At 40.8% G+C, this 26,021-nt stretch carries 18 protein-coding genes and 1 tRNA gene; 9 read left to right on the top strand and 10 right to left on the bottom strand.

The annotated features are described in order from the left end of the window. The first annotated feature begins 7 nt into the window (after positions 1-7). The gene (fabG, locus tag GYY70_RS09265; RefSeq protein WP_174832146.1) at positions 8-751 is read left to right on the top strand and encodes a 3-oxoacyl-ACP reductase FabG; all 744 of its coding nucleotides are present in this window, start codon (positions 8-10) and stop codon (positions 749-751) included. A 77-nt stretch (positions 752-828) separates the two neighbouring features. On the opposite strand, the gene GYY70_RS09260 is transcribed toward fabG, so the two are convergent. After that, positions 829-1,779, bottom strand: coding sequence for a CysB family HTH-type transcriptional regulator (locus tag GYY70_RS09260; protein ID WP_084551753.1), 951 nt, complete (start codon positions 1,777-1,779; stop codon positions 829-831). 466 nt (positions 1,780-2,245) lie between these two features. Between GYY70_RS09260 and GYY70_RS09255 the strand changes: the two genes are divergently transcribed. Both GYY70_RS09255 and GYY70_RS09250 read left to right on the top strand, forming a co-directional pair. Then, positions 2,246-2,974: an OmpA family protein gene (locus GYY70_RS09255; RefSeq protein ID WP_174832145.1), complete on the top strand. Its 729-nt coding sequence runs from the start codon at positions 2,246-2,248 to the stop codon at positions 2,972-2,974. Between the two features lie 410 nt (positions 2,975-3,384). Then, the gene (locus GYY70_RS09250) at positions 3,385-4,182 is read left to right on the top strand and encodes a hypothetical protein (protein WP_174832144.1); all 798 of its coding nucleotides are present in this window, start codon (positions 3,385-3,387) and stop codon (positions 4,180-4,182) included. A 220-nt stretch (positions 4,183-4,402) separates the two neighbouring features. On the opposite strand, the gene GYY70_RS09245 is transcribed toward GYY70_RS09250, so the two are convergent. Further along, entirely contained in the window at positions 4,403-5,080 is a 678-nt protein-coding gene (locus GYY70_RS09245) for a phytanoyl-CoA dioxygenase family protein (protein WP_174832143.1), read from the bottom strand. Positions 5,081-5,652: 572 nt separating this feature from the next. Here GYY70_RS09245 and GYY70_RS09240 point away from each other — a divergent pair. Continuing rightward, entirely contained in the window at positions 5,653-6,750 is a 1,098-nt protein-coding gene (locus tag GYY70_RS09240) for a DUF695 domain-containing protein (protein WP_174832142.1), read from the top strand. A 732-nt stretch (positions 6,751-7,482) separates the two neighbouring features. After that, positions 7,483-8,682 carry a hypothetical protein gene (locus tag GYY70_RS09235; protein ID WP_174832141.1) on the top strand — a complete coding sequence of 400 codons (1,200 nt, stop codon included), beginning with the start codon at positions 7,483-7,485 and terminating at the stop codon, positions 8,680-8,682. Between the two features lie 91 nt (positions 8,683-8,773). Here GYY70_RS09235 and argG read toward each other — a convergent pair whose 3' ends face one another. From argG to ychF, 3 genes are all read right to left on the bottom strand, one after another. Beyond that, entirely contained in the window at positions 8,774-10,126 is a 1,353-nt protein-coding gene (argG, locus tag GYY70_RS09230) for an argininosuccinate synthase (RefSeq protein ID WP_084586909.1), read from the bottom strand. Between the two features lie 40 nt (positions 10,127-10,166). Next, complete coding sequence (gene tyrS / locus GYY70_RS09225; protein ID WP_174832140.1) at positions 10,167-11,432, bottom strand: tyrosine--tRNA ligase; 1,266 nt, start codon at positions 11,430-11,432, stop codon at positions 10,167-10,169. A 452-nt stretch (positions 11,433-11,884) separates the two neighbouring features. Then, complete coding sequence (ychF, locus tag GYY70_RS09220) at positions 11,885-12,976, bottom strand: redox-regulated ATPase YchF (protein ID WP_037393051.1); 1,092 nt, start codon at positions 12,974-12,976, stop codon at positions 11,885-11,887. Positions 12,977-13,238: 262 nt separating this feature from the next. On the opposite strand from ychF, the gene GYY70_RS09215 reads away from it, so the two are divergent. Beyond that, positions 13,239-13,315 (top strand) — tRNA-Met (locus GYY70_RS09215). 230 nt (positions 13,316-13,545) lie between these two features. Here GYY70_RS09215 and cysE read toward each other — a convergent pair. The 4 genes from cysE to sppA all read right to left on the bottom strand — a co-directional run bounded on the left by cysE (position 13,546) and on the right by sppA (position 18,373). Beyond that, positions 13,546-14,340 (bottom strand): serine O-acetyltransferase, encoded by a 795-nt coding sequence (gene cysE / locus GYY70_RS09210; protein WP_025331328.1) that lies wholly within the window; start codon positions 14,338-14,340, stop codon positions 13,546-13,548. A gap of 29 nt (positions 14,341-14,369) precedes the next feature. Then, positions 14,370-15,866, bottom strand: coding sequence for a ribonuclease G (gene rng, locus GYY70_RS09205; RefSeq protein ID WP_174832139.1), 1,497 nt, complete (start codon positions 15,864-15,866; stop codon positions 14,370-14,372). A gap of 217 nt (positions 15,867-16,083) precedes the next feature. Then, the gene (locus GYY70_RS09200; protein WP_174832138.1) at positions 16,084-17,154 is read right to left on the bottom strand and encodes a quinone-dependent dihydroorotate dehydrogenase; all 1,071 of its coding nucleotides are present in this window, start codon (positions 17,152-17,154) and stop codon (positions 16,084-16,086) included. A 259-nt stretch (positions 17,155-17,413) separates the two neighbouring features. After that, positions 17,414-18,373, bottom strand: coding sequence for a signal peptide peptidase SppA (sppA, locus tag GYY70_RS09195; RefSeq protein ID WP_174832137.1), 960 nt, complete (start codon positions 18,371-18,373; stop codon positions 17,414-17,416). Between the two features lie 445 nt (positions 18,374-18,818). On the opposite strand from sppA, the gene GYY70_RS09190 reads away from it, so the two are divergent. Together GYY70_RS09190 and galU are read left to right on the top strand one after the other, a co-directional pair. Then, on the top strand, positions 18,819-20,468 hold the full coding sequence (locus GYY70_RS09190; protein ID WP_174832136.1) for a dihydroxyacetone kinase subunit DhaK: 1,650 nt from the start codon (positions 18,819-18,821) through the stop codon (positions 20,466-20,468). A gap of 153 nt (positions 20,469-20,621) precedes the next feature. After that, complete coding sequence (gene galU, locus GYY70_RS09185; RefSeq protein ID WP_174832135.1) at positions 20,622-21,503, top strand: UTP--glucose-1-phosphate uridylyltransferase GalU; 882 nt, start codon at positions 20,622-20,624, stop codon at positions 21,501-21,503. A gap of 32 nt (positions 21,504-21,535) precedes the next feature. Here galU and GYY70_RS09180 read toward each other — a convergent pair whose 3' ends face one another. Continuing rightward, the gene (locus GYY70_RS09180) at positions 21,536-22,531 is read right to left on the bottom strand and encodes an RluA family pseudouridine synthase (protein ID WP_174832134.1); all 996 of its coding nucleotides are present in this window, start codon (positions 22,529-22,531) and stop codon (positions 21,536-21,538) included. A 565-nt stretch (positions 22,532-23,096) separates the two neighbouring features. Between GYY70_RS09180 and GYY70_RS09175 the strand changes: the two genes are divergently transcribed. Continuing rightward, entirely contained in the window at positions 23,097-25,856 is a 2,760-nt protein-coding gene (locus GYY70_RS09175; protein ID WP_174832133.1) for an Rne/Rng family ribonuclease, read from the top strand. Positions 25,857-26,021: the final 165 nt, after the last annotated feature.

The following is a 26,021-nucleotide window of genomic DNA, read 5'->3' as shown; positions in this document are numbered from 1 at the left end:
ATAAGTTATGAATCAGGATTTAACAGGTAAAATTGCGCTGGTAACTGGTGCTACCCGTGGAATTGGCGCCGCTATTGCCCGTTTTCTGGCAGAAAAAGGTGCTAAAATAATTGGTACAGCTACTTCTGCTGCAGGTGTGACCAGTATCAATGAAGCACTGGCTGATTTTGGCGGAGAAGGGCGGGAATTACGTATCGCTGAAGAAAATAGTATTGAAAATCTGATTGCCGACATTGAAAGTAATATCGGTAATATTGCCATACTGGTTAATAATGCCGGTATTACCCGTGATAATTTGCTGATGCGCATGAAAGAATCAGAATGGGATGAAATCATGCAAATTAATCTGAAATCTGCCTTCCGTGCCAGCAAGGCAGTCACCCGCAGTATGATGAAAGCACGCTGGGGCCGGATTATCAATATAACCTCTGTAGTCGGTTTTATCGGTAATGCCGGCCAGGCTAATTATGCTGCAGCCAAGGCTGGATTAGTCGGATTCAGTAAATCAATGGCGCGTGAAGTGGGCTCGCGCGGGATTACCGTAAATTGTGTAGCTCCTGGTTTTATCGAAACCGATATGACAAAAGTTTTACCGCAAGAGCAGCGTGATTTTTTTGCTGGGCAAACGGCATTGAATCATTTTGGAACTGTAGAAGATGTGGCCGCCGCAGTTTTGTTTCTGGCCAGTGAAGAAGCTCGTTACATTACCGGACAAACACTGCATGTGAACGGTGGAATGCTGATGCCCTGATATCAGTTAAAGTATTTACAAAGCCATTTTTATCATCTGATAAAAATGGCTTTGTTTTGTATCGGGGATAAATACTATTAAATTGAAAAATCTTCTTCGTAAGAAGAATACAGGGCAGATTCAATCCGCGACCGTGTTAACCCAGGAGCGAATAAGGCCAGAAACTCATAGCCAAAACCACGCAGATAAACATCCTGTCTGAGTATTATCTGGATAAAGGAAGGTTCAAACAGATGTTCTGCACTAATCTGCTGTAAACCTTCATCTTGTTTACTGTCAAAAGCCATGGTGGCCAGCAATCCGATACCCAGCCCCTGAGCAACATAAGTTTTAATGACATCCGTATCGGCTGAAGCCAGTTTAACTCTGGGTAACTGATAGCCTTCCTGAGTAAAAGCACGGGCGATTTTAGATTGTTCAGCGAAAGCAATATCATAAGTGATGAGCGGATAAGCTGTTATGTCTTCGAGCCGTAATGGCCGCTTTAAATCAAGCAGAGGATGATTATCAGGAACTACGATACTGCGATTCCAGGCTTTACAGCTCAATTTGCGTAATTCAGGATGCTCACTTTCCATTTCCATACCAATGGCAAAATCTACTTCTCCCTCCAGCACCATATGACTAATGGCTTTAGGGCTGGCTGTATGGATGCTCAGCTGTACCTGCGGATAACATTCAACAAACGCTGAGATAATTTTTGGCAGAGCATATCGGGCCAATGTATGTGTGGTGGCAATGGTCAGGGATCCAATATTCTGGTCGGCAAATTCTGTACCAATACTTTTAATATTCTGTACTTCACGTAAAATCCGCTCGGCAGTTTCCAGAACAATTTTTCCCGGAGCTGTCACTGCAACCATGCGTTTTCCATGACGAACAAATAATCGTACGCCTAGTTCTTCTTCCAGCATGCGTATTTGCTTGGAAATACCAGGCTGAGAAGTAAACAGTACTTCCGCTGCTTCTGAAACATTCAGATTCTGACGATAAACTTCAACTGCATAACGTAACTGTTGCAGCTTCATAGTATTTCAGCCCCTTTTAGGTTTGGAGTTTTTAACTGTCGCTCAAATACAACAAAAAAGCTTCTTTATCTGCATCATAACTCAATTTACCCATTCTGACATGGAACACTTTCACTCTAAGCTTAACATTTTTACACGTTAATCCACCTGTAGCAGACCCTTAAGATAATAGAAGCTTGCTTGTTGTTTTCATGCAACTTAATTAGGGTAAGGATGTGAATTTAGTTGTAAATAAGTGACACAAAGCTATTTTTTAGGCATCATGCACAGATAGGAAGCGGGTCGTCTAGCAGCTTCGCCTTGGTAGTTTGCATATTGACAGTTTATGCTGCGGTTTTTTATAGTATAGACTTGATTTACCAAGCTACCCGCCCGGTTTGAGCGGCCTGTAAATGGTATTTGTGTTTTGATCAGACGAATTTCAGGCTGAATCAGCACATAACAAATTTTTTGATGAGGGAATAACATGACCAAACAGCTAAAATTGAGCGCATTGATCGTTGCTATGGCTGCTTCAACTGCCGCTTTTGCCAATGGTGTTGTACCGGGTGCCGACTGGACCGGTGAACCTGCTGGTGCTTACAATGGCTATACTACCAGCTCTGCTCCTGAAAAAGGAACTGGCGAAATTATCGTCACCCGCGAAAATGGTGCCGATGGTACACCTGAATGTGTGAAAAACCGCTTTAACAATGATAATGAACCAACTCTGGGTAACAATTGTGGTCACCCAATTGCACAGGCTGCTCCTGAAACACCCAGATTTGTTGATGAAACATTATCTCTGTCTGCTAACTTCCTGTTTGGCTTTGATAAATATACTCTGCGCTCGGAAGCAATCGAAACTCTGGATAATTTGGCTACCCGTCTGGCAGACAGCAGCGTACAGGTTGTACGTGTTGAAGGTCATACCGACTTTAAAGGTTCAGATGCTTATAATCAGACTCTGTCTGAGCATCGTGCTAACACTGTTGCACAGTATCTGGTTTCTAAAGGTGTTCCTGCTGGGAAAGTTTCTGCAGTCGGCTTGGGCAAATCTGAAGCCCGCATGACTGAAACTTGTCAGCGTGAAGTTGCTAAATTAGGCAAGAAAGTTTCAGCTGCTAAGAAACGTGCTGCTTTGATCGAATGTATTGCACCTGATCGCCGTGTAGACGTAAAAATCCGCACTCTGGTATCTAAAAGAGTTAGATAATTCTTCTAATTTTATATTAATGAAAAACCCTGCTTAAAGCAGGGTTTTTTGTGCCATTAAAAATTTTAAGGAACTCAGGAAACCTGTATTATTTTTTGTATAGAAAACTGATATTTTTATTTGACAATAATAGGTTGGATGAGCTGGTATCAATTTAAAAATCATCAGAATTGTGCTACTTTGAAACATTCAGATAAGTGAATAATTATTAATAAAGTGTTAATATGCATGCTGGTAAAAATAAACTAATATTGATATGAATTATTTGTTCATTATTTCTATTAGTAACGGTTTATCGAATATGCAATTAGTATATAAATAAAATAAAAATGGCATATTCATATATAACTAACTAAACATTAAATCTATTTAATGATAAGTATTCTGTAAAATATAAAATCATTTCATCTATGAAATTTTTTAAATTCCTGTTTTTAATTTTATGCTGTAATTTACTTTTTGCCTGTACTGCACAGTTTCAGCGGGTTCCTAATGCTTCGGGTGAAAAAAAACATGTATCAGTAAAGTTTCAGCGACAAAATACTGCGCCACAGACAGGAGTAGTATTGGTTCAGCCAATGGATTTACAAAGCGGTGATATTTTATTTTCTGCCGACTCAAGTCTCAATTCCCGTGTTTTGCGCTTGTTTGGTAATACTTCGGTTAGCCATGCATTTCTGTATTTAGGAGATGGAGAAATAGCAGAAGCCGTGGGTGGTGGTGTGCATATTATGTCTCTGGCTGAAAGCGTTGATGAAAGTCCGTTACTGGCCGTTTATCGCCATCCGCAGCTGAATGATTTACAGGCTGAAAAAATCCGTGAATTTGCCAGAGCAGAGGCTGGCGGGAAATATAATTATATGGGGATTATCAAGCAGACACCTTATACAGTTACCCGTAAAGTGTGTGAATTGCCAGTTATTCCGCGAGCTTTTCGCCATTTGTGCCTGAATACCATGGCTGTAGTACAGGTAACGCCTTTTTCTTCAGACCGTTACTTTTGTTCGCAACTGGTTGTCGCTGCCTATAATTATGCAGGATTGCCTTTAACCAAAACGCCGGCTGAATGGGTTGCTCCCGGGGATTTATTGCATATGCGTGCCGGTGATATCCCTTCAGTTGTACCAGTATATCCATTACAGTATATTGGTCATTTACGTTGTAAAACCTCTTTATGGCAGCGCAATTGTTCCCTAGCAGATATCTGATATTGATAAACTTCAGATATCTGCCTAATGTATCAAACAGCAGGATATGATTAAATTATTGATTAAATAAATTAGGTAAATTAAAACATGTTTGAATTAATTTATTAATAATAAATATGTATTTTTTGCTTTCAATAGATTTAATTTATTATAAAAATTAATAGTATTCGTTTTTGAGATTAGTTTTATATATGAATCCTGAGTAGTTCTGCTGAGAGAATCAAATACAGAATTGAAAAGGAATAATTTCAGCCAAATCTCCGGGCGCATATAAAAAGTGTAGTACACGTCTGCCATTAGTCTGAATAGCTTTTGACGAAGAATGCACAATAAGTGGTCGCATGATAACAGCTCCTCCTTTAGACAGGGTGCATTCCTGCTCGCCTTTTTGGTCTCGAAGCTGTGGTAGCGATGATTCATTGATTCTTCCATATTCATGAGTACCGGCAACTACTTTGAGCGGACCATGCTCATGCTGGCAATCATCTATGTGTAGCCTCACAGCTACCAGTTGCTGCATATATTGTGCCGGCGGTTGTACAAATAACATATTTTGTTTATGTGACCAGCCGGTAAACTGAGTATCAGAAAACTGATGTCTGACTGCTATGCTTAAATCCTGATGTAAAGGTACCTGCCAGTTTTTATCAGCTGATTTTTTGAATAATGTGCATTGGATAGCCACCGGGTTTATTGGGAGCAAGGAAGTAAGCTGAGTATTATTTTTCAAATTGTTAGCAAGTATCTGACACCATGGTTGTGTCAGAAACTCACGACTGCCAGCAGTAGTTAAATTAATCTGTTCTAATTGTTGTTCTATATCTGTTAGTTGCTGAGGAGTAATTAAATCATTGATAACAGCATAACCATTATGTTCAAAATAATCACGTATCTTCATTATATTTTCCGTTTGTATCTGTTTATCTGAATTAATATTAATATCTTCTAATTTTATTAGGATTAGGTAGATCCTATTTATAGGATAATATATTGATATTTTCAATTATTTATTTAAAATGATTTATTTGTAATATTTATCTATACTATAGTTTTTCAAGGTAAGCAGAATATATACTCCTTACAATAGTCAATTTTTTTCTTAATAAAATTAAATTGATTAATTTCTGTATCTCATAAAATAGCCCCAGACACTATATCAAGTTTTTATGCTGTTATGTCAAAGATTGGTAGTGCTAAGCCTGTCAAAATATGTGCTTATGTCTTCATATGGCTACAAAACTTGAATTTATCTGTATTTTTTGCTCGTTTGTGGATTGAATTCAGTCAAGTATATGATTTATAGATATTATAAACTATCATTCATCATTAAGATATTGTATAAATGAAAATTTATTTATAACCTGATGTATATCATAAAAATTATGATAAAAGAAAAATATGACCAATTTTTAACTTATACTCAGGCACTTATTTGGTATGGTTTTTATCAATCAATTAAGGGGAAGCTTTATGTTTTTTAAAAAATTCTGGAGAAAAAAATCAAATTCTGATATTCAATCAGTACAAGATAAACCAATCGCTCAAGATAAGATATCTCTCGCTATTCAAACATTCTGGACACAGGTAAAAGCATCTGAGCAGACATTTAATACGCTAGAGCCAATCTCTATCATGGAAAATCTCAATAATCTTTTAATAGATAATCAATTAAATGTTATTGTTGAGCTTACACGAGGAGATAAAAAAAATCATAAAATAATTTTTACGGCTGAAGGCCGAATTGAGCAGTTTGAGCTGGTGATACGAATCATTAAACATGCACCGGATCTGAATTTTTTTGAAATAGAAGCGTTTAGGACGCGGGTTGAAAATTTGGATGCATTCTCTATAACGCATCATGATCATTCTTTTTCATTGAGCCCGGCTGATTTATTGATTTATCATCATGAAGAATATCGTAAAGTCTCTTTGGAAATTGCGTTTGGTAAAACTATTCCTGAAGAGATGAAGCAAATCGCCCAGTCGACTGTATTTATCTTGCTTGATCATGCATTAGGAGAATATGATTTTGCTATTAAAATCGGGTGTGTCAACTTTTTAGAAATTCCTAAAGAGGCAACCGCTGTACCTCTTAATGAATTTGTAACGGTGTTTGATCAGTTATGGCAAGATAAATTAAGGCATACAGGTATTTTTCCTCTTTCTGATAAAGAAGATAGATGGAATGTATTTGAAATCAGTGATCAAAATGATCCTGATAACAAAAGACTTGTGCAAAGAAATGAGACAGCCGATGTATTGGTAGGTGATTTCAATTATTGCTATGCTTTAACTATAACAGCCTATGTGGATAGTAAGGAAAATTTATCTCTGGTTTATGAGCTAGAAGATACTATTAATCCGGCTCTACGATTTAATAAACAGGGCATTCATTGTCAAAATACATTTTATCAGGGCGTAAGAACCATGTTATGGTATGTGCAGGATAAACAATCAGCTATCGCATTGGCACAACGTCTGGCAGACCAGTATAGAACCCTTTCAATTAAAATTGAGTGCGAATTTGATCCGGGCTGGTCACAATATTTAAGTTGGGTAGAAAAATGAAGACAACGATATTTTAATTCATAAATATTTTTATTTTTCTATTAGTTAGCTGCTTTATATTTGTCCTCTTATCAATAAAGGATAAATTAACAAATATCCTTTTTTATAAGATACAACCAGATACTATTCTGATTAATTTTTTAGTAAGTATATAAATAATAACGGGATATATAACTTAGCTGTGAATAATTTAAAACGGTATAGCATAACCGGAAGTATGAATTATTCTGTATATTCAGTGTATCATCTGATATTTCTCGGTCAATAAAAGTAATATTTAAGTACTTTCTCAGCTTCAAATTTTTTATTAGAATTTATAAAAATATCACAAAATGTGAACTAATCAAGTTTGGCTGTTCGGATAAGCTGATATTTTTTATAAACAGATTTTGCAGTTATAAAATAAATTATAAAAAATTGAGTAGTACTGCTTTAAGTATAAAATTGTATTGAGCCAATTCGGTAAGTTCTTTTAGAATGGTGAATAGTGCCAATTACAAATCAATATCAGAGCCGTACTAATGGTTCACGATTAGCTACTTTTTTATATTAATCATATATACATGACTGTTTTAAACTGCTTATTTGAATAATAAAATACTTTGTTCAGTAATATTAAAATCTTAAGAGTAAAATGGTAATTTATATATAAATAAATTATTATTTGATTAATCGATAATAGATGCTGAGTTCTATCTAATAAAGAGGAAGATATGAGGGAGAAGTGTCAATATGATTAATTTATATACGCTTTTACATATTAGTATAACTGCTACTGATGAAGAAATCCGTTTAGCATTGAAAAAAGCAGCAGATGAACAGACTCTGGATTGGGAAAAATGGCAAAACTGTCGCAAAGTATTGCTTAATCCTGAATTACGGGAAAAATATAATGCTAAATTGATTAAAGAAAATCCACAGTTAAAGCATGAAATAATTTTTTCATCTCGTTTACCAGAATCTGTTGAAACTAAAGAGGAGGAATCTGAGTATTATAAGCAGCCAGTTCAAGAAAATCATCAGCCGGAGCAGACCTTTACAATCAAGATACCTTTTCTGGCATTAAATAGAAAGCTAATACCCATGTTTAATCCTGATACAGGTAAGATGAAAATAGCCTATACGGGATTTACTGCGGCACCCATTATATTAGCTTTTTTTACTCCTTTACTGGTTAAAGATATACGTGGTACGTTTTACTGGTTTATATGGTATGTAATTGCTAGTTTTCTTGGTGTTCAAATAAATTTGCCCAGATTCTCAGTAATCCTGTTTATTATTATCATGTGTTTTTATTACTGTAATCGGTACACAAAAAGTTTACTTAAACAGGGTTTTAAATTTTGTGGGTCAATAGAGCAAAATAATCGTGCAGCCAGATTTTTAAAGATTGAATTAAATTTAGCTAATACAGTAAGTAATGTTAAAGTCGATCAGGTTAAAGAAGGTATTTTTGATAAAATAATCAGATTATTTATTCTTTTTCCTCTCGCAATATGTTGTTTAGCGATACTCAAGCTGCTTATTAGCCTGCCTTTTACTATATGGTATTCTCTGCACAATCCGACCGGCGATACAGCAGGTAATGTTATTAATGAAGAAAGTCAAAGTGATGCAGGGGAGGATAAATATCTTGGGCAGCATGAAAGTATAAGCATACCTTTTGATGAGCCTAATACTACTTATACTTTAATATGGCACCATAAAAAAACTGACGGCTTGGTTGAAGCTGTTTCACGACGAGTAGGAGTTAGCGGAACAAGCTATAGTAAAAAAGAAATTAACTGTGAGGAGCACAGTTCGCGTTATCTAGGAGAAGGAGATAGTATTGAAGAGGCATTGATTTTACGACCTGATGATCATTTAACATATGCTGATTCAGGTTCAGCCGGGGCTACTATAGATACAGTTTGTTCTTTGATAAGTAATTAAATCATATTATTTATTGTTGCAATTTATTTTTGAATAAAATAAAAAACCGGATAATAAATTAGTATTATCCGGTTCTAGAAATGATAGATTTTTATAAGATATCTTTTTTATCAGTTAACTGAGGTAGCAGTGCATCCTGACTTACTGATAACAGTCCACTCTGAGTATATATACCCAGTTTATTACGGGTATCGATAATATCCAGATTACGCATGGTAAGCTGGCCGATACGGTCAGCAGGGGAAAAGGCAGCATTATCTACTTTTTCCATGCTTAACCGCTCCGGCTGATAAGTAAGATTGGATGATTCGGTATTGAGAATAGAGTAATCATTACCGCGGCGTAATTCCAGCGTAACTTCACCGGTAATGGCTTTGGCTACCCAGCGTTGCGCAGTTTCACGCAGCATAAGCGCCTGTGAATCAAACCAGCGTCCCTGATACAGCAGTCTGCCCAGACGCAGACCATTAATGCGGTACTGTTCAATCGTATCCTCGTTATGGATGCCGGTAAGCAGGCGTTCATAAGCAATATGCAGCAATGCCATTGCCGGTGCTTCATAAATACCGCGTGATTTAGCCTCAATAATACGATTTTCAATCTGATCTGTCATGCCAAGACCATGTCGGCCGCCAATACGGTTGGCTTCCAGAATCAGCTCTACCGGATCATGGTATTCAACACCATTTAAAGCTACTGGTACACCTTCTGCAAATCGCACACTTACTTCTTCAGCCGGAATGGTTACCTGTTCATCCCAGAAAGCCACGCCCATAATCGGCTGTACGATTTTCATGCTGCTATTGAGCATTTCCAGATCTTTAGCTTCATGGGTAGCACCGAGCATATTGGAGTCGGTTGAGTAGGCTTTTTCAACAGACATTTTATAGTCAAAACCCTGAGCAATCAGAAACTCAGACATTTCATGCCGTCCGCCCAGTTCATCAATAAATTGTTGATCCAGCCATGGCTTGTAGATGCGTAAAGCCGGATTAGTTAACAGCCCGTAGCGATAAAAGCGTTCAATATCATTGCCTTTATAGGTGGAACCATCACCCCATATATGTACATCATCTTCTTTCATTGCGGCTACCAGCATTGTGCCGGTAACAGCCCTTCCCAGCGGAGTAGTATTAAAATAAGGCATACCACCCGTATGTACATGGAATGCTCCGCTTTGTATTGCAGCAATACCTTCATGCGCCAGCTGTGTGCGACAATCAATCAGGCGGGCTTTTTGAGCTCCGTATTCGAGTGCTTTTTGCGGAATAGCATCATAATCATCTTCATCAGGCTGTCCCAGATTAGCCGTATAGGCATAAGGTAAAGCGCCTTTCAGTTTCATCCAGAGTAATGCTGTAGAGGTATCCAGCCCGCCGGAAAAAGCAATGCCGACTTTTTCGCCAACGGGCAGGTGTTGCAGAATAGTGCTGTGGTTACTCATATTAACTCCCTTGAGTGATGTATTTGCAAAATATGAAAATTTATTGCCATACCAGTAGTGCATGGTTGCGTTTACCGCGCCGCAAAATGGTGTAGTGCCCGAAGCGTTTGTCATCGCTGCAGAATACGTAATCAGCACTGTCAATTTTTTGCCCGTTAACCATGACTGCTCCCTGACTGATAAAGCCGCGTGCTTCATTATTGGATTTGGCCAGTGACGCAGTAGTTAAGGCCTGCACGATATTGATGGATTCGGTAACCGGAAATGCAGGTAAGCCATCCAGAGATAATTGCTGAAAATCGCTTTCAGTAAGTGCACTCTGATCTTCGGCAAACAGGCTGGCAGAAATACGCTGTGCTGCAGCCAGAGCTTCTTCACCATGAATCAGGCGGGTCATTTCCTCTGCCAGAATGCGCTGTGCCTGTGGCTTGCTGCCACTGGCCTGATCGCTGGCTTCAATAGCCTCTATCTCTGCCACACTGAGGAAAGTAAAATATTTTAGGAATTTATATACATCCGCATCAGCAACTTTTAACCAGAACTGATAGAACTGGTAAGGAGAGGTTTTTTCTGCACTCAGCCAGACTGCACCACCTTCGGTTTTACCAAATTTAGTTCCGTCAGCTTTAGTCACCAGTGGTAGTGTCAAACCATAAACGGTAGCCTGATGCAGCCGGCGGGAGAGGTCAATCCCTCCGGTGATATTACCCCACTGATCCGAACCGCCGATTTGCAATACAGCACCGTGGCGGCGATACAGTTCAGCAAAATCGTAACCTTGGAGCAGAGCATAGGCAAATTCGGTAAATGAAATACCTACATCATCACGGCTTAGACGCTGTTTTACTGACTCTTTGTTCAGCATGGCATTTACAGAAAAATGTTTGCCGATATCGCGCAGAAAATCCAGACAATTCATGCTGCCGAACCAGTCAAAATTATTTGCCATAATGGCAGCATTGTCACCACTGAAGCTAAGGAAAGGTTGTAGCTGCGCGCGTATCTTGGCTACCCAGTTCTGCACGGTTTCTAAAGTGTTGAGCGAACGTTCCTGTGCCTTGAAGCTTGGATCACCAATCATACCGGTAGCACCTCCTACCAGCGCGATTGGTGTATGTCCGGCCAGTTGAAAGCGGCGTAAAACCAGAATAGGTAACAGGTGACCGATATGTAGACTGTCGGCTGTCGGGTCGAAACCGCAGTACAGAGTAATTTTCTTTTCGTTTAATAATGTATCAAGGGCCTGTGCATCAGTGGTTTGAGCTATCAGGCCTCGTTGCTGTAAGTCGTGAACAACGCTGGTCATGGTTGGATTTTGTTCTTTCAAATTAAATAAATTGGCTAAAATTAAGTTTGTCTGGCTCAGACTGCTCATAAAAACAAAATAGCAATATCATATTTTTGCTGGTTTCGGGTGATTAGTTTGTTTTACCGCCTAATAATAATGATGCATTATTTTACACGATTTGTTTATTGCTGCATTTGTGGTTGTAATAAATAGATAATTCATTAGTTTGGTAGTGGGCGGAAATACTTTTTCAGTTTCTGTTTATAAATTGGTATGATGATATTTATAATAGGTAAATCATATGGATAACCAATATTAAAGCTGATATTTATTGGTTGCCGGTAGATGGTTTAGATAACCGAACCGAGAGGATTCGATATGTCAGGCTAAAAAATAAATTTATTATTAACCGGAATGCATAAACCAGCCACATTCCGGATGGGAATATAGCTGGTTCAAGAGATTAATGGTTATACGTTAAACAGGAAATGAATTACATCGCCATCATTTACAATGTATTCCTTGCCTTCAGCACGCATTTTACCGGCCTCTTTAGCTTTGGCTTCACCTCCGCAGGCAATGAAATCTTCGTAAGCAATAACCTGAGCACGGATAAAACCACGTTCAAAATCGGTATGAATAACACCGGCAGCCTGAGGGGCTGTATCGCCTTTATGGATAGTCCATGCTCTGACTTCCTGAACGCCGGCAGTGAAATAGGTTTGCAAACCGAGTAAGTCGTAGCCGGCGCGAATCAGTCGATTCAGACCCGGTTCTTTTAAACCCATTTCTTGCAGAAATTCGGCTTTATCAGCCTCATCCAGATCGGCAATTTCGCTTTCCATTGCTGCACATAGTGCAACAACAGGTGCATTTTCCTGTGCCGCCAGTTGTTGCAGACGTTCCAGATGCGGGTTGTTATCAAAGCCGTCTTCAGCTACGTTGGCTACATACATTGCCGGTTTTACAGTAAGCAGACATAAAGGTTTAATCAGTGTTAGCTCATCCTGATCGAGTCCTGCCGAGCGTACGGGTTTACCTTCAAGCAGATGTTGTTGTAAGCGTTCCAGAATGGCTACCAGTTTTTGTGCTTCTTTATCACCGGATTTGGCTTTCTTGCTTTCGCGTATGATAGTTTTTTCTACACTGGCTAAATCTGCAAGTGCCAGCTCGGTACCAATGACTTCAATATCCGAAATCGGATCTACCTTTCCAGAAACATGCACAATGTTATCATCATCAAAGCAGCGCACAACGTTTACGATGGCATCAGTTTCACGGATATTGGCGAGAAACTGATTACCCAGACCTTCGCCTTTACTGGCTCCGGCTACCAGTCCGGCAATATCGACAAATTCAACGATGGCCGGCTGGGTTCGTTTGGGATTAACGATTTTAGCCAACTCTTCCATACGATCATCCGGCACTTCAACAATACCGACATTAGGCTCAATAGTACAGAAAGGATAATTGGCAGCTTCAATACCAGACTGGGTAAGGGCGTTAAACAGGGTAGATTTACCTACATTGGGCAAACCCACAATGCCACATTTCAAACTCATGATATTCCTTGAAAACAGGCGATATTTAAAAATGGCTGAATTGTATCATAAAGCATGCAGATACCTGTGCCAAACCGGTAAAACACTGTGTTATTCCCCTTTAAATACGCATTTATCGCTCTTTAAACGCCAGATAAATACCATATGAATTGAAGTCATATAAAATGATTTATAAAAACAATAAAATAAAAAATTTTTCTTTTTGAGTACTTGCATAATCAGAAAAATGTCGTATAATTGCGTCTCTCTTGAAATGAGATACGGCGAATTAGCTCAGTCGGTTAGAGCAGAGGAATCATAATCCTTGTGTCCGGGGTTCGAATCCCTGATTCGCCACCAAATAAATCGCAAACTCTGGTTGAGTTTGCGTTTTTTATTATCTATGTAATTTTATGCGTATAGCATATAATTTGATTGTCCTGACAGTTTTCTGCGCAGATGTTTTCCGGATTTATTAGTAAACTGTAAAATACAGGCAGCTGTTTATTTAGCTGCCTGTGATCTTAAATACGTATTTATGTTGAATTTTCTGGTTAACATTAACTATTGTGTACTTCTGTTTATTCAAATTAAATTCTTTGATCCATTTCCTGAGCAGGACTTTCATGATTATCTGTTTTGCTGATAACGCGCGCTGGTACACCTACTACTGTTGAATATTCCGGAACATCATTAACTACGACACTGCCGGCACCTACTTTGGCGCAGGTATGTACACGAATATTGCCTAATACAGAGGCATTGGCTCCGATCATGACACCGTCACTGATTTTCGGATGCCTGTCACCGCTCTGTTTACCGGAGCCACCCAGAGTAACACCGTGTAACAGTGAAATATTATTACCCAGTACCGCTGTTTCGCCAATAACCACACCCGTACCATGGTCAATCATAATTCCATAGCCCATTGAAGCAGCTGGATGAATATCAACTCCTAATACTTCGGAAGCACGATTTTGTAAAAAATAGGCTAGAGTATGGCGATTCTGTTGCCAGAGCCAGTGGTTAATGCGATGGGTCTGTATGGCGTGAAAACCTTTGTAATACAATAATGGTAAACTATAGGTTTCACAGGCAGGATCGCGTTCATAATAGGCAACAATATCTGCCAGAGCTGCATGAATAATAGAAGTATCCTGATGTAAGGCCTCCAGATAAATCTCGAATAATGCGCGCGCATCCATTACAGCACTGGACATTTTGGTAGATAGATGAAAGGCCAGCATGCGGGCAAAATTTTTATGGCGTAATACACTCAAGTGCAGAAAGCTGGCCAGTATAGGTTCATTGCTGACTGCTATTTCGGTTTCATGACGAATGGTTTGCCACAGGTTTTCAGCCTGAGCAGCATCAGGTAAATTCATATGTTTAATTTCTCGTTTGCAGATTAAATTTATTGAATCACAATATCATATTGTTCCTGAGTGTAAGTGGTTTCTACTGCCAGAGCAATCGGCTTGCCAATAAAATCACTTAGCATTTTCAAAGCATCGGCTTCCTCATCCAAAAACAAATCTATGACGCTGGGAGAGGCCAGTATGCGCAGTTGCTTAATATCAGGACGACGTGATTCGCACACTATTTCACGCAAAATTTCATAGCACATAGTTTGTGCTGTTTTGATGCGACCGCGCCCCTGACAGGCAGGGCAGGGTTCACACAGTATCTGGGTCAGATTTTCCCGGGTACGTTTGCGTGTTAGCTCTACCAGACCTAAACTGGTAAAACCGTTAAGTGTAACGCGGGTACGGTCGTAGGCCAGCGCTTGTGCCAGCTCGGTCAGAATTTCCTGCTGGTGTGTTTCGTTGGTCATATCGATAAAATCAATAATGATAATCCCTCCCAGATTACGTAAACGCAGTTCACGTGCAATCACATGGCAGGCTTCCAGATTGGTTTTAAAGATAGTTTCTTCAAAATTGCGTGCACCGACAAAACCACCGGTATTGACATCAATAGTGGTCATAGCTTCTGTCGGCTCAATAATAATATAGCCGCCAAAATCCAGATTCACCCGTGGTTGCAGGGAACGGTTAATTTTGGCTTCAATATTGTATTTTTCAAATAACGGACAATCATCCTGAAATAATTGCAATTTATCCAGCGCACCCTGAGAATAATTCGTGGCAAATTCGTGCATGCGTTGATAATGGCTGGTTGAGTCCACAATAATGTGATTGATATTGTCACTGTACATATCACGCAATACACGTAAACTCAGGGGTAAATCCTGATACAGTAATGTTTCAGGCGGGCAGGTTTTTGATAGTTGCTGAATATGCTGCCATCGCTTGGTCAGATAATTGATATCAGCCTGCAATTCTGCATCAGTCGCATTTTCGGCACTGGTACGGATAATATAGCCATGAGCAGCATCCGCCGGTAACAGATTTTCCAGCCGTTCACGTAACTGGTTGCGTTCCTCTTCGTCTTCAATACGCTGTGAGATGCCGATATGCTCATCCTGAGGCAGATATACGAGAAAACGGCCTGCCAGTGATATCTGCGTAGACAGACGTGCGCCTTTAGTATTAATCGGGTCTTTGATGACCTGTACAACAATTGGCTGTCCTTCATGCAGCGTGTGTTCAATACGCTGAATCTGCTCTGGTTGCTGACGCTGCTCGAGTACATCAACAATATGCAGAAAAGCGGCACGTTCCAGTCCGATATCAATAAAGGCGCTTTGCATACCGGGTAATACACGGCGCACCACACCCAGATAAATATTGCCTACCAGACCATGGCCGCAATTACGTTCGATATGAATTTCACACAACGTATTTTCTTCCATTACGGCTACTCTGGTTTCTTGCGGAGTAATATTTACCAGTACCGTTTCAGCCGGCCGCTGAATATCCTTCGGCAGCGATATGTCGCTGTTATGCATGATGGAGCTTTCAATTTAATCAAATCACTTTGTGCAGTCTCCATCTGTACAGATAAAAACTGTACAAAGTAATCTGGTCTGTTTGTATAGTGCGATTGACATCATAGCGCAGGCAAGAGTTTCCTGCCAAACGCAGTTGCATACAGTTGTCTGGCAAAGTAGTCTGCAAATAAATATAAAACTTAAATTTGTAGTATTTACTGTAATAGCGGATACATTATTTTAACTGTGAGCAGCTCTTGATACATTCGGCAACTAACCGGGGACCTCGAAAAATCAGACCTGAATACAACTGGATGGCGGAGGCACCAAGGCGGATTTTTTCTGCTGCATCTGTACCAGTCGTAATGCCACCTACACCGATAAGCGGGATTTGTGTATTAATGTGTGCAGATAACTGATTCAGAACGTAATTACTCTGTGTCTGTACGGGATAACCAGACAACCCGCCGGCTTCCTGAGCAAATTTATGCGTACCCAAAGGAGTTTTGTCTATAGTAGTATTGGTGGCAATAATTCCGTCTATTTGAGTATTCAATGCAACCTCTGCAATAGCTTCAATTTGCTCTTCATCCAGATCGGGAGCAATTTTGATGGCAATAGGCACATAGCGGCTTTGCTGAGTAGCCAGCTGGGCCTGACGGTTTTTCAGGTGGTTTAATAATCTGTCCAGCTCTCCGGCACTTTGCAGACTGCGTAAATCACGTGTGTTGGGTGAAGAAATATTAACAGTGACATAACTGGCATGCGGATAGGCTTTTTCCAGACAAATCAGATAATCATTCACTGCTTTTTCAATCGGTGTGGCAGCATTTTTGCCAATATTAATCCCCAATATACCGCGATACCTGCTATTTGCAATATTATTGATTAAAGTATCAATACCATAATTGTTAAAGCCCATACGATTAATAATTGCCTGTTGCTTTGGTAATCTGAATAACCGCGGCTTAGGATTGCCTGCCTGAGGTAGTGGTGTCACAGTGCCTACTTCTATAAAACCAAATCCCAGCATAGCAAGTGCATCAATATATTCACCATTTTTATCCAGACCGGCAGCCAGTCCTACAGGATTGGGGAGCGTTAGTCCCATCAGTGTTGTGGTATTGTTAATATTGTTGTCAGGAAAAATACCATTGGTATTTTTCTGCATGAATGAGAAGCCTGGTTTGCATCCCAGTAAAAAACCACAATGATAACGATGTAACCATTGCAGCGATTTTAATGTCAGGTAATGGGCTTTTTCAGGATCCAGTCTGAATAGCAATGGTTTAATAATAGGATACATGATATTGATGATTGAAAAAGGAAGAAATATTATAACCAACAACACTATCAATTCGGGTGGAAAATAATCAAATTCGGTATGTGTAGGTGAATAAATTATTTAATTGCTGCCGATAAATATTTTATGTTTTATAACAATAGCCTCTTCATCTGATGATATATAACAATATACCCGTTTATGGTTCTGTAATTCAGAGCAGAAAGCATAAACGGGCATGATAATCAGAATATCTGTTAATTAGTGTGGTTATTGACAGATATCACCATGGTTTATCAGCCATACCCTGAATATTTTGCTGTAATGTGCTGCCTATGCTTCGTCCGAAGCGCTTCCAGTTGGTTTCATCAGTGTAATCTATCAGTTCCGGAGCTTTAATAACATCGCGGGCAACTGTGTAAATATTGCCAAAATCATCTACTAGTCCGACTGCTTTAGCTTCTTCACCGGTATAAGCACGACCGCTGAATATGTCCGGATTATCAGCAACTTTTAATCGGTCACCACGCCCCTGCTGCACCGCCTGAATGAATTGCTTATGAATACTGCTTAGCATTTGTTGCCAGATTTCTGCCTGTTCCGGGGTTTCCGGCACAAATGGATCACCCATATCTTTATTGTTACCGGCTATTTTTACCCGGCGTTTAATTCCAAGTTTGTTGATCAGACCTGTAAAATCAAAACTGCTGCCAATAACACCGATACTGCCGACAAGGCTGGACGGATCTGCATAAATTTTATCTGCGGCACTGGCAATATAGTAACAACCGGAGGCACACATATCCTCAGTTACAACATATAAAGGTATCTTCGGATGTTTTGCTTTCAGATGCCGGATTTCTTCATAGGCAATACTGGAAATGACCGGTGAACCGCCCGGACTGTTGGCACGAATGATAATGCCTTTAACATTTTTATTCTTATAGGCTGTTTTAAGGCTTTTACGTAATAACTCTGCCTGATTATTCTCGCTGCTGATCACACCACTCAGATCAATGACCGCTGTGTGCGGGCTATTAGGTATTGAGCTTCCCATCGCTGCTGTAATGATAAAAATAATAATGCATAGCCAGAGTAACCGCCAGACCCAGCGCCAGATTCGATTGCGCCGTTGTTCGCGGTATACCTCAAGTAACAGCTTCTCCAGCATATTGCGTTCCCAGCTGCTATTTTTTTCAGGATTGCCATTTGTCGACCCTGATCCATTAATTTTGATTGTCATTTGGTTTATTCTCTGCTATTAGTCTGTGTCAGTCTATCCTGCTTCTGTCAGCACTGTTAATTCTATAAAGTGGTTTATATCTGAAATTAAACCGGAATCTAATTATATCTGAATTAATATTTGTCTATGTTCTTATTGTTTAAGAATTCGGGTCAAGCTTTATCTGTATGAGTGTCTAAATTATAATAGCGCAGCTATTAGCCGGAGCAAGTTAAATCAGACGATAATTAATAAGCTGAAACAATAGAGTAAAGGAAATTGTTGTACTACATCCGGTACTGTATTTTATAGATAAATTTAAACATTGTATCGAAACTGAAGCTGAGTCTGTTGGTACTGATATCTGTATATTTCGAAGGATGAAATCGATTAGTCTGTTTAATGTGCTTTGTCTGTATTCAGCATCATTCATGTTTGTTATTTTGTAATTAAAACTTGGAAAATCATGTCCAGATTCTTTTTTAACGATCGTAAACAACTGGTTAATGAAGCGATTGAGGGTTTAATTATTTCCGCACCTGAAGGTAACCTTGTCAGGCTGGATACGGACCCGGCAATTCGGGTAGTGATGCGTAAAGACTGGGATAAAAGCAAAGTAGCAGTTATTTCCGGCGGTGGTTCCGGTCATGAGCCCGCACATGCCGGTTTTATTGGCAAAGGTATGTTAACTGCAGCAGTGTGCGGAGATTTATTTGCTTCGCCCAGCGTCGATGCGGTATTTAGCGCAATTATGGCGGTAACGGGAGAACAAGGTTGTTTGTTAATCGTCAAAAATTATACCGGAGACCGGCTGAATTTCGGACTTGCGGCAGAAAAGGCTAAAAGTCATGGGATAAATGTGGAGATGGTTATTGTTGCAGATGATATTTCTCTGCCGGAAAACAGACAACCCCGCGGTATTGCCGGTACGGTACTGGTGCATAAGATAGCAGGTTATGCGGCAGAGGAAGGTAAATCCTTATCTCAGGTACGCGAGATAGCACAGCAAACCTGTGACAATCTGTATAGCTTAGGTGTAGCCATGCAGACCTGTAATTTACCGGACTATACAGAAGAAAGACGAATTAAAGCCGGACAGGTCGAACTTGGTCTGGGTATTCATGGCGAACCGGGTGCTTCAATAGAGGATACGCACAATAGCAAAATACTGATCGATACACTGGTTCAGACATTATCAAAATCAGCCGGAGCGGGCCGTTTTGCTGTTTTAATTAATAATCTGGGTGGTGTGTCTGCGTTAGAAATGGCCGTACTGACACGCGAGCTGGCGCATTCAGCTATTAGTAAACAGACAGATTTACTGATTGGTCCTGCGTCACTGGTAACCTCCTTGGATATGAAAGGTTTTTCACTTTCGTTGCTTAAGCTGAACGATTACTTTAGTAAGGCACTTAATGCGCCCGTAGAAACACAGGGATGGCAGAAACCCGTAGTTTTACAGCCACTAAAAACCGTAGTATGTGAAACTGAATATAAACAGTCAGTTTATATTCCATCCGAAAATGCCCGGATAGCAGAATATATTACTGTCATTACTGATACTTTGATCCGGCTGGAAAATCGGCTTAATGCTCTGGATGCAAAAGTAGGTGATGGCGATACTGGAAGTACATTTGCTCATGCTGCTCATGCTATTGCCTCGCAGCTGGCACAACAACACTTACCGTTAAATGATTTGCCTCAACTGTTGTTGTGCATTGGCGAGCGACTGTCTGTTGTTATGGGTGGTTCAAGCGGGGTATTAATGTCTATATTTTTCACCGCAGCCGGTCAGAAATTACAGACAGGCGGTACGCTGGCAGAAGCATTATTAAACGGGCTGGCACAAATGAAACATTATGGTGGTGCAGATATAGGTGACCGAACTCTGATTGACGCATTACAACCGGCGTTAGAGGCATGGCAGAACCGGGATTTTTTTGCCGCCATACAGGCAGCCAGAGAGGGAGCAGAAAAAACTGCTGGTATGCATAAAGCCGGAGCAGGGCGTTCATCTTACGTTAATCAGCAAAATCTCGCCGGTGTGCCTGATCCGGGGGCAGTGGCAGTAGCTGAAGTGTTTACTGCACTGGGTAAGTTACAGATTAAACTGTAAGATGAAGGTTAAAGTGTTTAGATAATACTTATAACTTGATTTTGATTCTGAATAACAAACAGGCAATAAGTATGAAATGTTTTATATTAAATTAAGCTGGTAATTTTTTGTTTTAAAATAATATATTTAAACTATTTGATAGGATTGAATTAGATGAAAGCAGTGATTCCTGTAGCAGGATTGGGTACACGTATGTTACCGGCCACAAAAGCTATTCCAAAAGAAATGCTGACTGTGGCCGATAAACCATTAATTCAATATATCGTTCAGGAATGTGCTGCTGCAGGAATTAATGAAATTGTTCTGGTTAACCATGCATTTAAAGCGGCAATTGAAAACCACTTTGATACAGCATTTGAGTTGGAAACACAGTTGCAGAACAAAGGTAAAATGGTTTTATTGGATGAAATCCGAAACGTATTACCTCGTGGAATGCAAATAATACAAGTCCGTCAAAGTGAAGCTAAAGGTTTGGGTCATGCAATGCTGTGTGCTCGTTCAGTTATTGGTGATGAACCATTTGCTGTTTTACTGCCAGATGTGCTGATAGATGAAAAAGCCTGTAATCTGGCTACAGATAATCTGGCTGCAATGCTAGAACAGTTCCGGACTACGCAGCGCAGCCAGATTATGGTTGAACGTGTACCGATGAGTGAAGTTAATAAATACGGTATCGTTGATTGTAATGGTCAGCAGGCTGACTCTGGAAACAGCATCAGGATGAGTGCCATTGTTGAAAAACCTTCAACAGAACAGGCTCCGTCTGATCTGGCTGTGGTTGGTCGTTATGTACTTTCAGCCGGTATCTGGTCTGAACTGGAAAAAACACTGCCCGGTGCAGGAGGCGAGATTCAGCTTACTGATGCCATCGCCGCCCTGATGCAGCAGGAAGCTGTAGATGCTTTTGTGATTCAGGGTTATTCACATGATTGCGGTAACAAACTTGGCTATATGAAAACTTTTATTGAATATAGCCTGCGTCATAATCAATGTGGTACCGCACTCAGACAATGGCTGCAGCAGCAAGCATTTTGATACAGGCAGATACAGACAGATATAAACATCGTTTACATTTTGCTAGAGGTTTCTGGCAAATGATTCAGGAATAGTTGCAGATCATCCGGTAAAGGAGCGGTAAGCTGTAAAATATCGCCACTAACCGGATGAGTCAGCGTTAATTCAGAAGCATGTAAAAACATTCTTTTCAGCCCGGCTTTTTGCAGGCGCTTATTTATCTGATAATCACCATAACGCTCATCTCCGGCAATAGGGCATAACTGTGATTGCATATGGACACGTATCTGGTGGGTGCGGCCTGTTTTAAGTGTTGCTTCCATTAGTGTTAATGCTCTGATGCCCATATGGTGTAATTGTTCGCCTGCATAACGTTGCAGTATCCGGAACTGTGTATGTGCCCGTTGTCCTTCCTGAGTATTACCGGCGATACGTACCATTTTTTCCCCTTGTGCACCGGTATATTTCAGCAGTGGAAGTTTAACTTGTCGTATATTTTCCGGCCAGTTGCCAATGGCCAGGGCCAGGTACACTTTATGCGGATGATTCTGGCGGATTGATTCATGCAGTTTGACCAAAGCACTGCGTTTTTTGGCTATCATCAGCAAGCCGCTGGTATCTTTATCCAGCCGGTGAACCAGCTCCAGATAACGGGATTCAGGGCGGGCGCGGCGCAGCTGCTCAATGACGCCAAAGCTAATACCACTGCCGCCATGTACAGCAATACCTGCTGGTTTGTTAATCACAAGTAATACATCATCTTCATAAACAACCGTAAATTCCTGAGCAGGAATAGCTAAAGTTGTTGCGGATGCGTGTCTGGCCGCAATGCGAATAGGAGGTAAACGGATCTCATCATTGGTCTGAATCCGGTCTGTTCCTTTACAGCGTTTTTTGTTCAGCCGGACTTCCCCGCTACGGATAATGCGCTGAATATGACTTTTCGGTACTCCTTTTAATTCCCGTATTAAATAATTATCCAGTCTCTGACCGGCACTTTCTGCACAGACAGATAAAAACTGCACTGAATCTTTGCTTAAAACCGTCATATTGCTTATAATCCGTAAGCTTTTATAAATAAATAAAAGTCATCAGTGGTCATGACCAAATATCGTATTGGCAGACTGAACTGAACCAAAAATGGCCGCATTTTGCCCGAAGCTGAAAAAGTGCCTGAAAGCGCAATTTGGCTGTAAATAATGAAATGTTAACGTATTTACCGGAAAAACGCACTGTTGCAGGCGTATTTCCCCGTGTTGCTGACCAGCCGTCAGCAGCAAGGGTTAGTGATTAAGTTTGACTCCATCAGGTGGCAAGCCACGGCTTCAGACGTGATCAGGCAGGACAAAACCTGAAAACGCAGCCGCTAATGTGCCCGAGCACCTGACAGAATAACAGAAGAATGGCTACCCCAGTTAAGTGTCCAATCCATACTGATCGGATACCGGACACACCCTGTTTAGCAGGAATTATGATGCTGAATGGCGGATATGATCTTTACACCTTCTTTATGATGAAAGCCTGTTTAGTTTGCCGCGAATGACTTAATCGGGCAAGGCTATGGGTGTCAAATACTAATTACAACGCCTCGTCAGTGCACACAACGAGGTTTTCATGAAACGAATGTTATTCAATGCTACACAGGCGGAAGAGCTGCGTGTGGCTATTGTGGATGGGCAAAGTCTGCTTGACCTTGACATCGAAACGCTGGGGAAAGAACAGCGTAAAGGCAATATCTATAAAGGTGTCATCACCCGTATCGAACCTTCTCTGGAAGCATGTTTTGTAGACTATGGCACAGACCGTCATGGTTTCTTACCATTTAAAGAAATCTCACGCAGCTATTTTCAGAATTATGAAGGTGGCCGTGTCCGGATTCAGGATGTACTTTCAGAAGGTATAGAAGTCATTGTACAAGTGGAAAAAGATGAGCGCGGTAATAAAGGCGCAGCTCTGACCACTTTTATCAGTCTGGCCGGACGCTATCTGGTACTGATGCCGAACAATCCGCGTGGCGGCGGTGTTTCCCGCCGTATTGAAGGAGAAGACCGGCAGGAGCTCAAGCAGGCAATGAGTGAGCTTGATACACCGCGCGGAATGAGCCTGATTGCACGTACAGCCGGTATTGGACGCAGTACGGAAGAATTACAGTGGGATCTTAATTATCTGATTCAGTTGTGGCGGGCAATTGAGCAGGCGGCGCAGCAGCATAGTGAGCCTTACCTGCTGTTTATGGAAAGTTCCTTACTTATTCGTGCCATTCGCGATTATTTCCAGCCGGATATCGGGGAAATCCTGATTGACTCTCAGGAAGTGTATGATCAGATTCGTGAGTTTATGTCTTATGTGATGCCCGCCTATATTAACCGGTTGCGGCATTATACCGATCATATTCCGCTGTTTTCCCGTTTTCAGATAGAGCAGCAGATTGAGTCTGCGTTTTCGCGTGAAGTTGCTCTGCCATCCGGTGGTGCTATAGTTATCGACCACACCGAAGCATTGGTATCCATAGATGTTAACTCTGCCAGAGCAACCCGTGGTGCGGATATTGAAGATACCGCTTTCAAAACCAATATGGAGGCTGCTGAAGAGGTTGCACGGCAGATGCGTGTGCGTGACCTGGGCGGACTGGTAGTTATTGACTTCATTGATATGGAGAACAGTAAAAATCAGCGTGATGTAGAAATTACTCTGCGTGAAGCGCTGAAAAAAGACCGTGCCCGGGTACAAATGGCTAAATTGTCCCGCTTTGGTTTAATGGAATTATCCAGACAGCGCCTGAAACCATCATTGGGAGAAAGCAGTCATACCATCTGTCCGCGCTGTGCCGGCACTGGCTTTATCCGAAGTATTGAATCAACTGCATTACACATCCTGCGTATCATTCAGGAAGAGTCAATGAAAGATAACACCGCCGAAGTACGGGTACAGGTACCGGTGGATGTGGCTACTTTTCTGCTGAATGAAAAACGTGCTGAACTGTTTGGTCTGGAAGAACGCCTGGATGTATGTGTATTGCTGATTCCGAATATTCATCTGGAAAATCCGCATTACAGCGTGACCCGTGTACGTACCGATAATGTGGAAGAAAATACCGTTCCCAGCTACCATCAGGTACAGGAACCGGAAAATATAGGCGAACTGCCTTTTTCTATTGGTCAGAATAAACCGGTTAAGCCAGAGGCGGCTGTTAAAGGAATTCATCATACTCAGCCTGCTCCGGTTATTGAGAAAACTGCTACAGGTAAAACTGAATCAGCAGGTATGTGGAAAAAACTGACTGGCTGGCTGGGTAATCTGCTGGGTGGAAAAGCGGTTGAATCTGCTGCATCAGATCGAACGGTAGCAGAAAAAACTGTCAAAACCACGCATCAGAAAAAAAATCAGAAATCACAGACACAGGAACGTCGTCAGGCACGTGCTGGCCGGTTGGCTAAAAATACTGATTCAGCCTCCAAAGGTAATAGTACCAATAACAATAAAGTATCAACTGATCCGGCAATAACTAACCGGTCAGCCAGTGAGAATCGTAACCGGCGTGAAGAAAAGCGTGCTGACAGATATGCAACGGCACAGGCAGATATGGTAGCTGATTCAATTCAGGAACAAAATACTTTTAAACAGGAGCAGAATACCTCGCGCAGACGACGTCAGCGGACATCAGGCAAAAATGAAATGCCTGTGCAACATGCTGATATAATTAATCCGGTTGATGAGGCTCAGGTCGGAGATCCTCTGATTATTACTCTGACAGATACCGGATCGAAAAATGAACGGCATAAAGCACGGCATGATAAAAACAGCCGTCGACAGAATGGTAAGAAAAAACGCAACTACATTGTTTCTGCCAGAAAAATAAGTAGAAATATTGATATTGCTGCTATTACTGCGCAAATACAGTTAACTGCTGAGCATGTACTCAATCCTGAAAAAGATATTCATCGTATTAGTATTTATTCAGCGCAACCGAATACGTTGAGTGAAACTCATGATGTAATCGTGCAAAATGCAGTCGCACAGGCAAAGCTGGCTATTACACATGTGCTGGCGCAGTTAGAAACTGAGCAGCAATTATCTGCTGTTGATAAAGCAGATATTGTCGGTACTGAAACTATTATTCAGACTCAGGAGGCAATTACAACTGAGTCTGAATTAATGAATACCAGCACAGATGCAGATATCAGTTTGTGCCGTATTGCTGAACAAGGCGGGCTGATACTGGTTGAGACCAGTGCGGATAAGACAGTTTTAACCGGTAATGATGCAGAACCGGTTCCTGGGAAGCCTAAACTGCGGCGTAAAGATATTATGCTTAGCAAGACGGATGCTGCTGTGACACCGGCTGCCTTGGAACAGGTTGAAACCAGAGCATAGACAGATGTGCGCGCTTTTGATAGATAAATGATTAGTATTTCGTTTGTATGAATACCATCAGCGCTTCTGAGAAAATATCATTCTGAATTAAGAGTAATATTTATAATTTATTAATTAATCTGTACAGTACTGGTAACCAATTAATCAGCTATTGGAATGTATTTT

It is taken from the genome of Snodgrassella sp. ESL0324, assembly GCF_013344955.1.
GTDB lineage: Bacteria > Pseudomonadota > Gammaproteobacteria > Burkholderiales > Neisseriaceae > Snodgrassella > Snodgrassella alvi.
The sequence above is the reverse complement of the archived record's forward strand: the minus strand, read 5'-3'. Positions and strand labels throughout refer to the sequence as shown.

What these genes read in the sequence shown, in the direction of transcription:
- GYY70_RS09260 (WP_084551753.1), bottom strand. Translation starts at nt 1,779, where the DNA reads ATGAAGCTGCAACAGTTACGTTATGCAGTTGAAGTTTATCGTCAGAAT.
- rng (WP_174832139.1), bottom strand. Translation starts at nt 15,866, where the DNA reads ATGCATAACAGCGACATATCGCTGCCGAAGGATATTCAGCGGCCGGCT.
- GYY70_RS09255 (WP_174832145.1), top strand. Translation starts at nt 2,246, where the DNA reads ATGACCAAACAGCTAAAATTGAGCGCATTGATCGTTGCTATGGCTGCT.
- GYY70_RS09180 (WP_174832134.1), bottom strand. Translation starts at nt 22,531, where the DNA reads ATGACGGTTTTAAGCAAAGATTCAGTGCAGTTTTTATCTGTCTGTGCA.
- galU (WP_174832135.1), top strand. Translation starts at nt 20,622, where the DNA reads ATGAAAGCAGTGATTCCTGTAGCAGGATTGGGTACACGTATGTTACCG.
- cysE (WP_025331328.1), bottom strand. Translation starts at nt 14,340, where the DNA reads ATGAATTTACCTGATGCTGCTCAGGCTGAAAACCTGTGGCAAACCATT.
- GYY70_RS09250 (WP_174832144.1), top strand. Translation starts at nt 3,385, where the DNA reads ATGAAATTTTTTAAATTCCTGTTTTTAATTTTATGCTGTAATTTACTT.
- sppA (WP_174832137.1), bottom strand. Translation starts at nt 18,373, where the DNA reads ATGACAATCAAAATTAATGGATCAGGGTCGACAAATGGCAATCCTGAA.
- tyrS (WP_174832140.1), bottom strand. Translation starts at nt 11,432, where the DNA reads ATGACCAGCGTTGTTCACGACTTACAGCAACGAGGCCTGATAGCTCAA.
- GYY70_RS09190 (WP_174832136.1), top strand. Translation starts at nt 18,819, where the DNA reads ATGTCCAGATTCTTTTTTAACGATCGTAAACAACTGGTTAATGAAGCG.
- GYY70_RS09235 (WP_174832141.1), top strand. Translation starts at nt 7,483, where the DNA reads ATGATTAATTTATATACGCTTTTACATATTAGTATAACTGCTACTGAT.
- GYY70_RS09175 (WP_174832133.1), top strand. Translation starts at nt 23,097, where the DNA reads ATGAAACGAATGTTATTCAATGCTACACAGGCGGAAGAGCTGCGTGTG.
- GYY70_RS09200 (WP_174832138.1), bottom strand. Translation starts at nt 17,154, where the DNA reads ATGTATCCTATTATTAAACCATTGCTATTCAGACTGGATCCTGAAAAA.
- GYY70_RS09240 (WP_174832142.1), top strand. Translation starts at nt 5,653, where the DNA reads ATGTTTTTTAAAAAATTCTGGAGAAAAAAATCAAATTCTGATATTCAA.
- argG (WP_084586909.1), bottom strand. Translation starts at nt 10,126, where the DNA reads ATGAGTAACCACAGCACTATTCTGCAACACCTGCCCGTTGGCGAAAAA.
- GYY70_RS09245 (WP_174832143.1), bottom strand. Translation starts at nt 5,080, where the DNA reads ATGAAGATACGTGATTATTTTGAACATAATGGTTATGCTGTTATCAAT.
- fabG (WP_174832146.1), top strand. Translation starts at nt 8, where the DNA reads ATGAATCAGGATTTAACAGGTAAAATTGCGCTGGTAACTGGTGCTACC.
- ychF (WP_037393051.1), bottom strand. Translation starts at nt 12,976, where the DNA reads ATGAGTTTGAAATGTGGCATTGTGGGTTTGCCCAATGTAGGTAAATCT.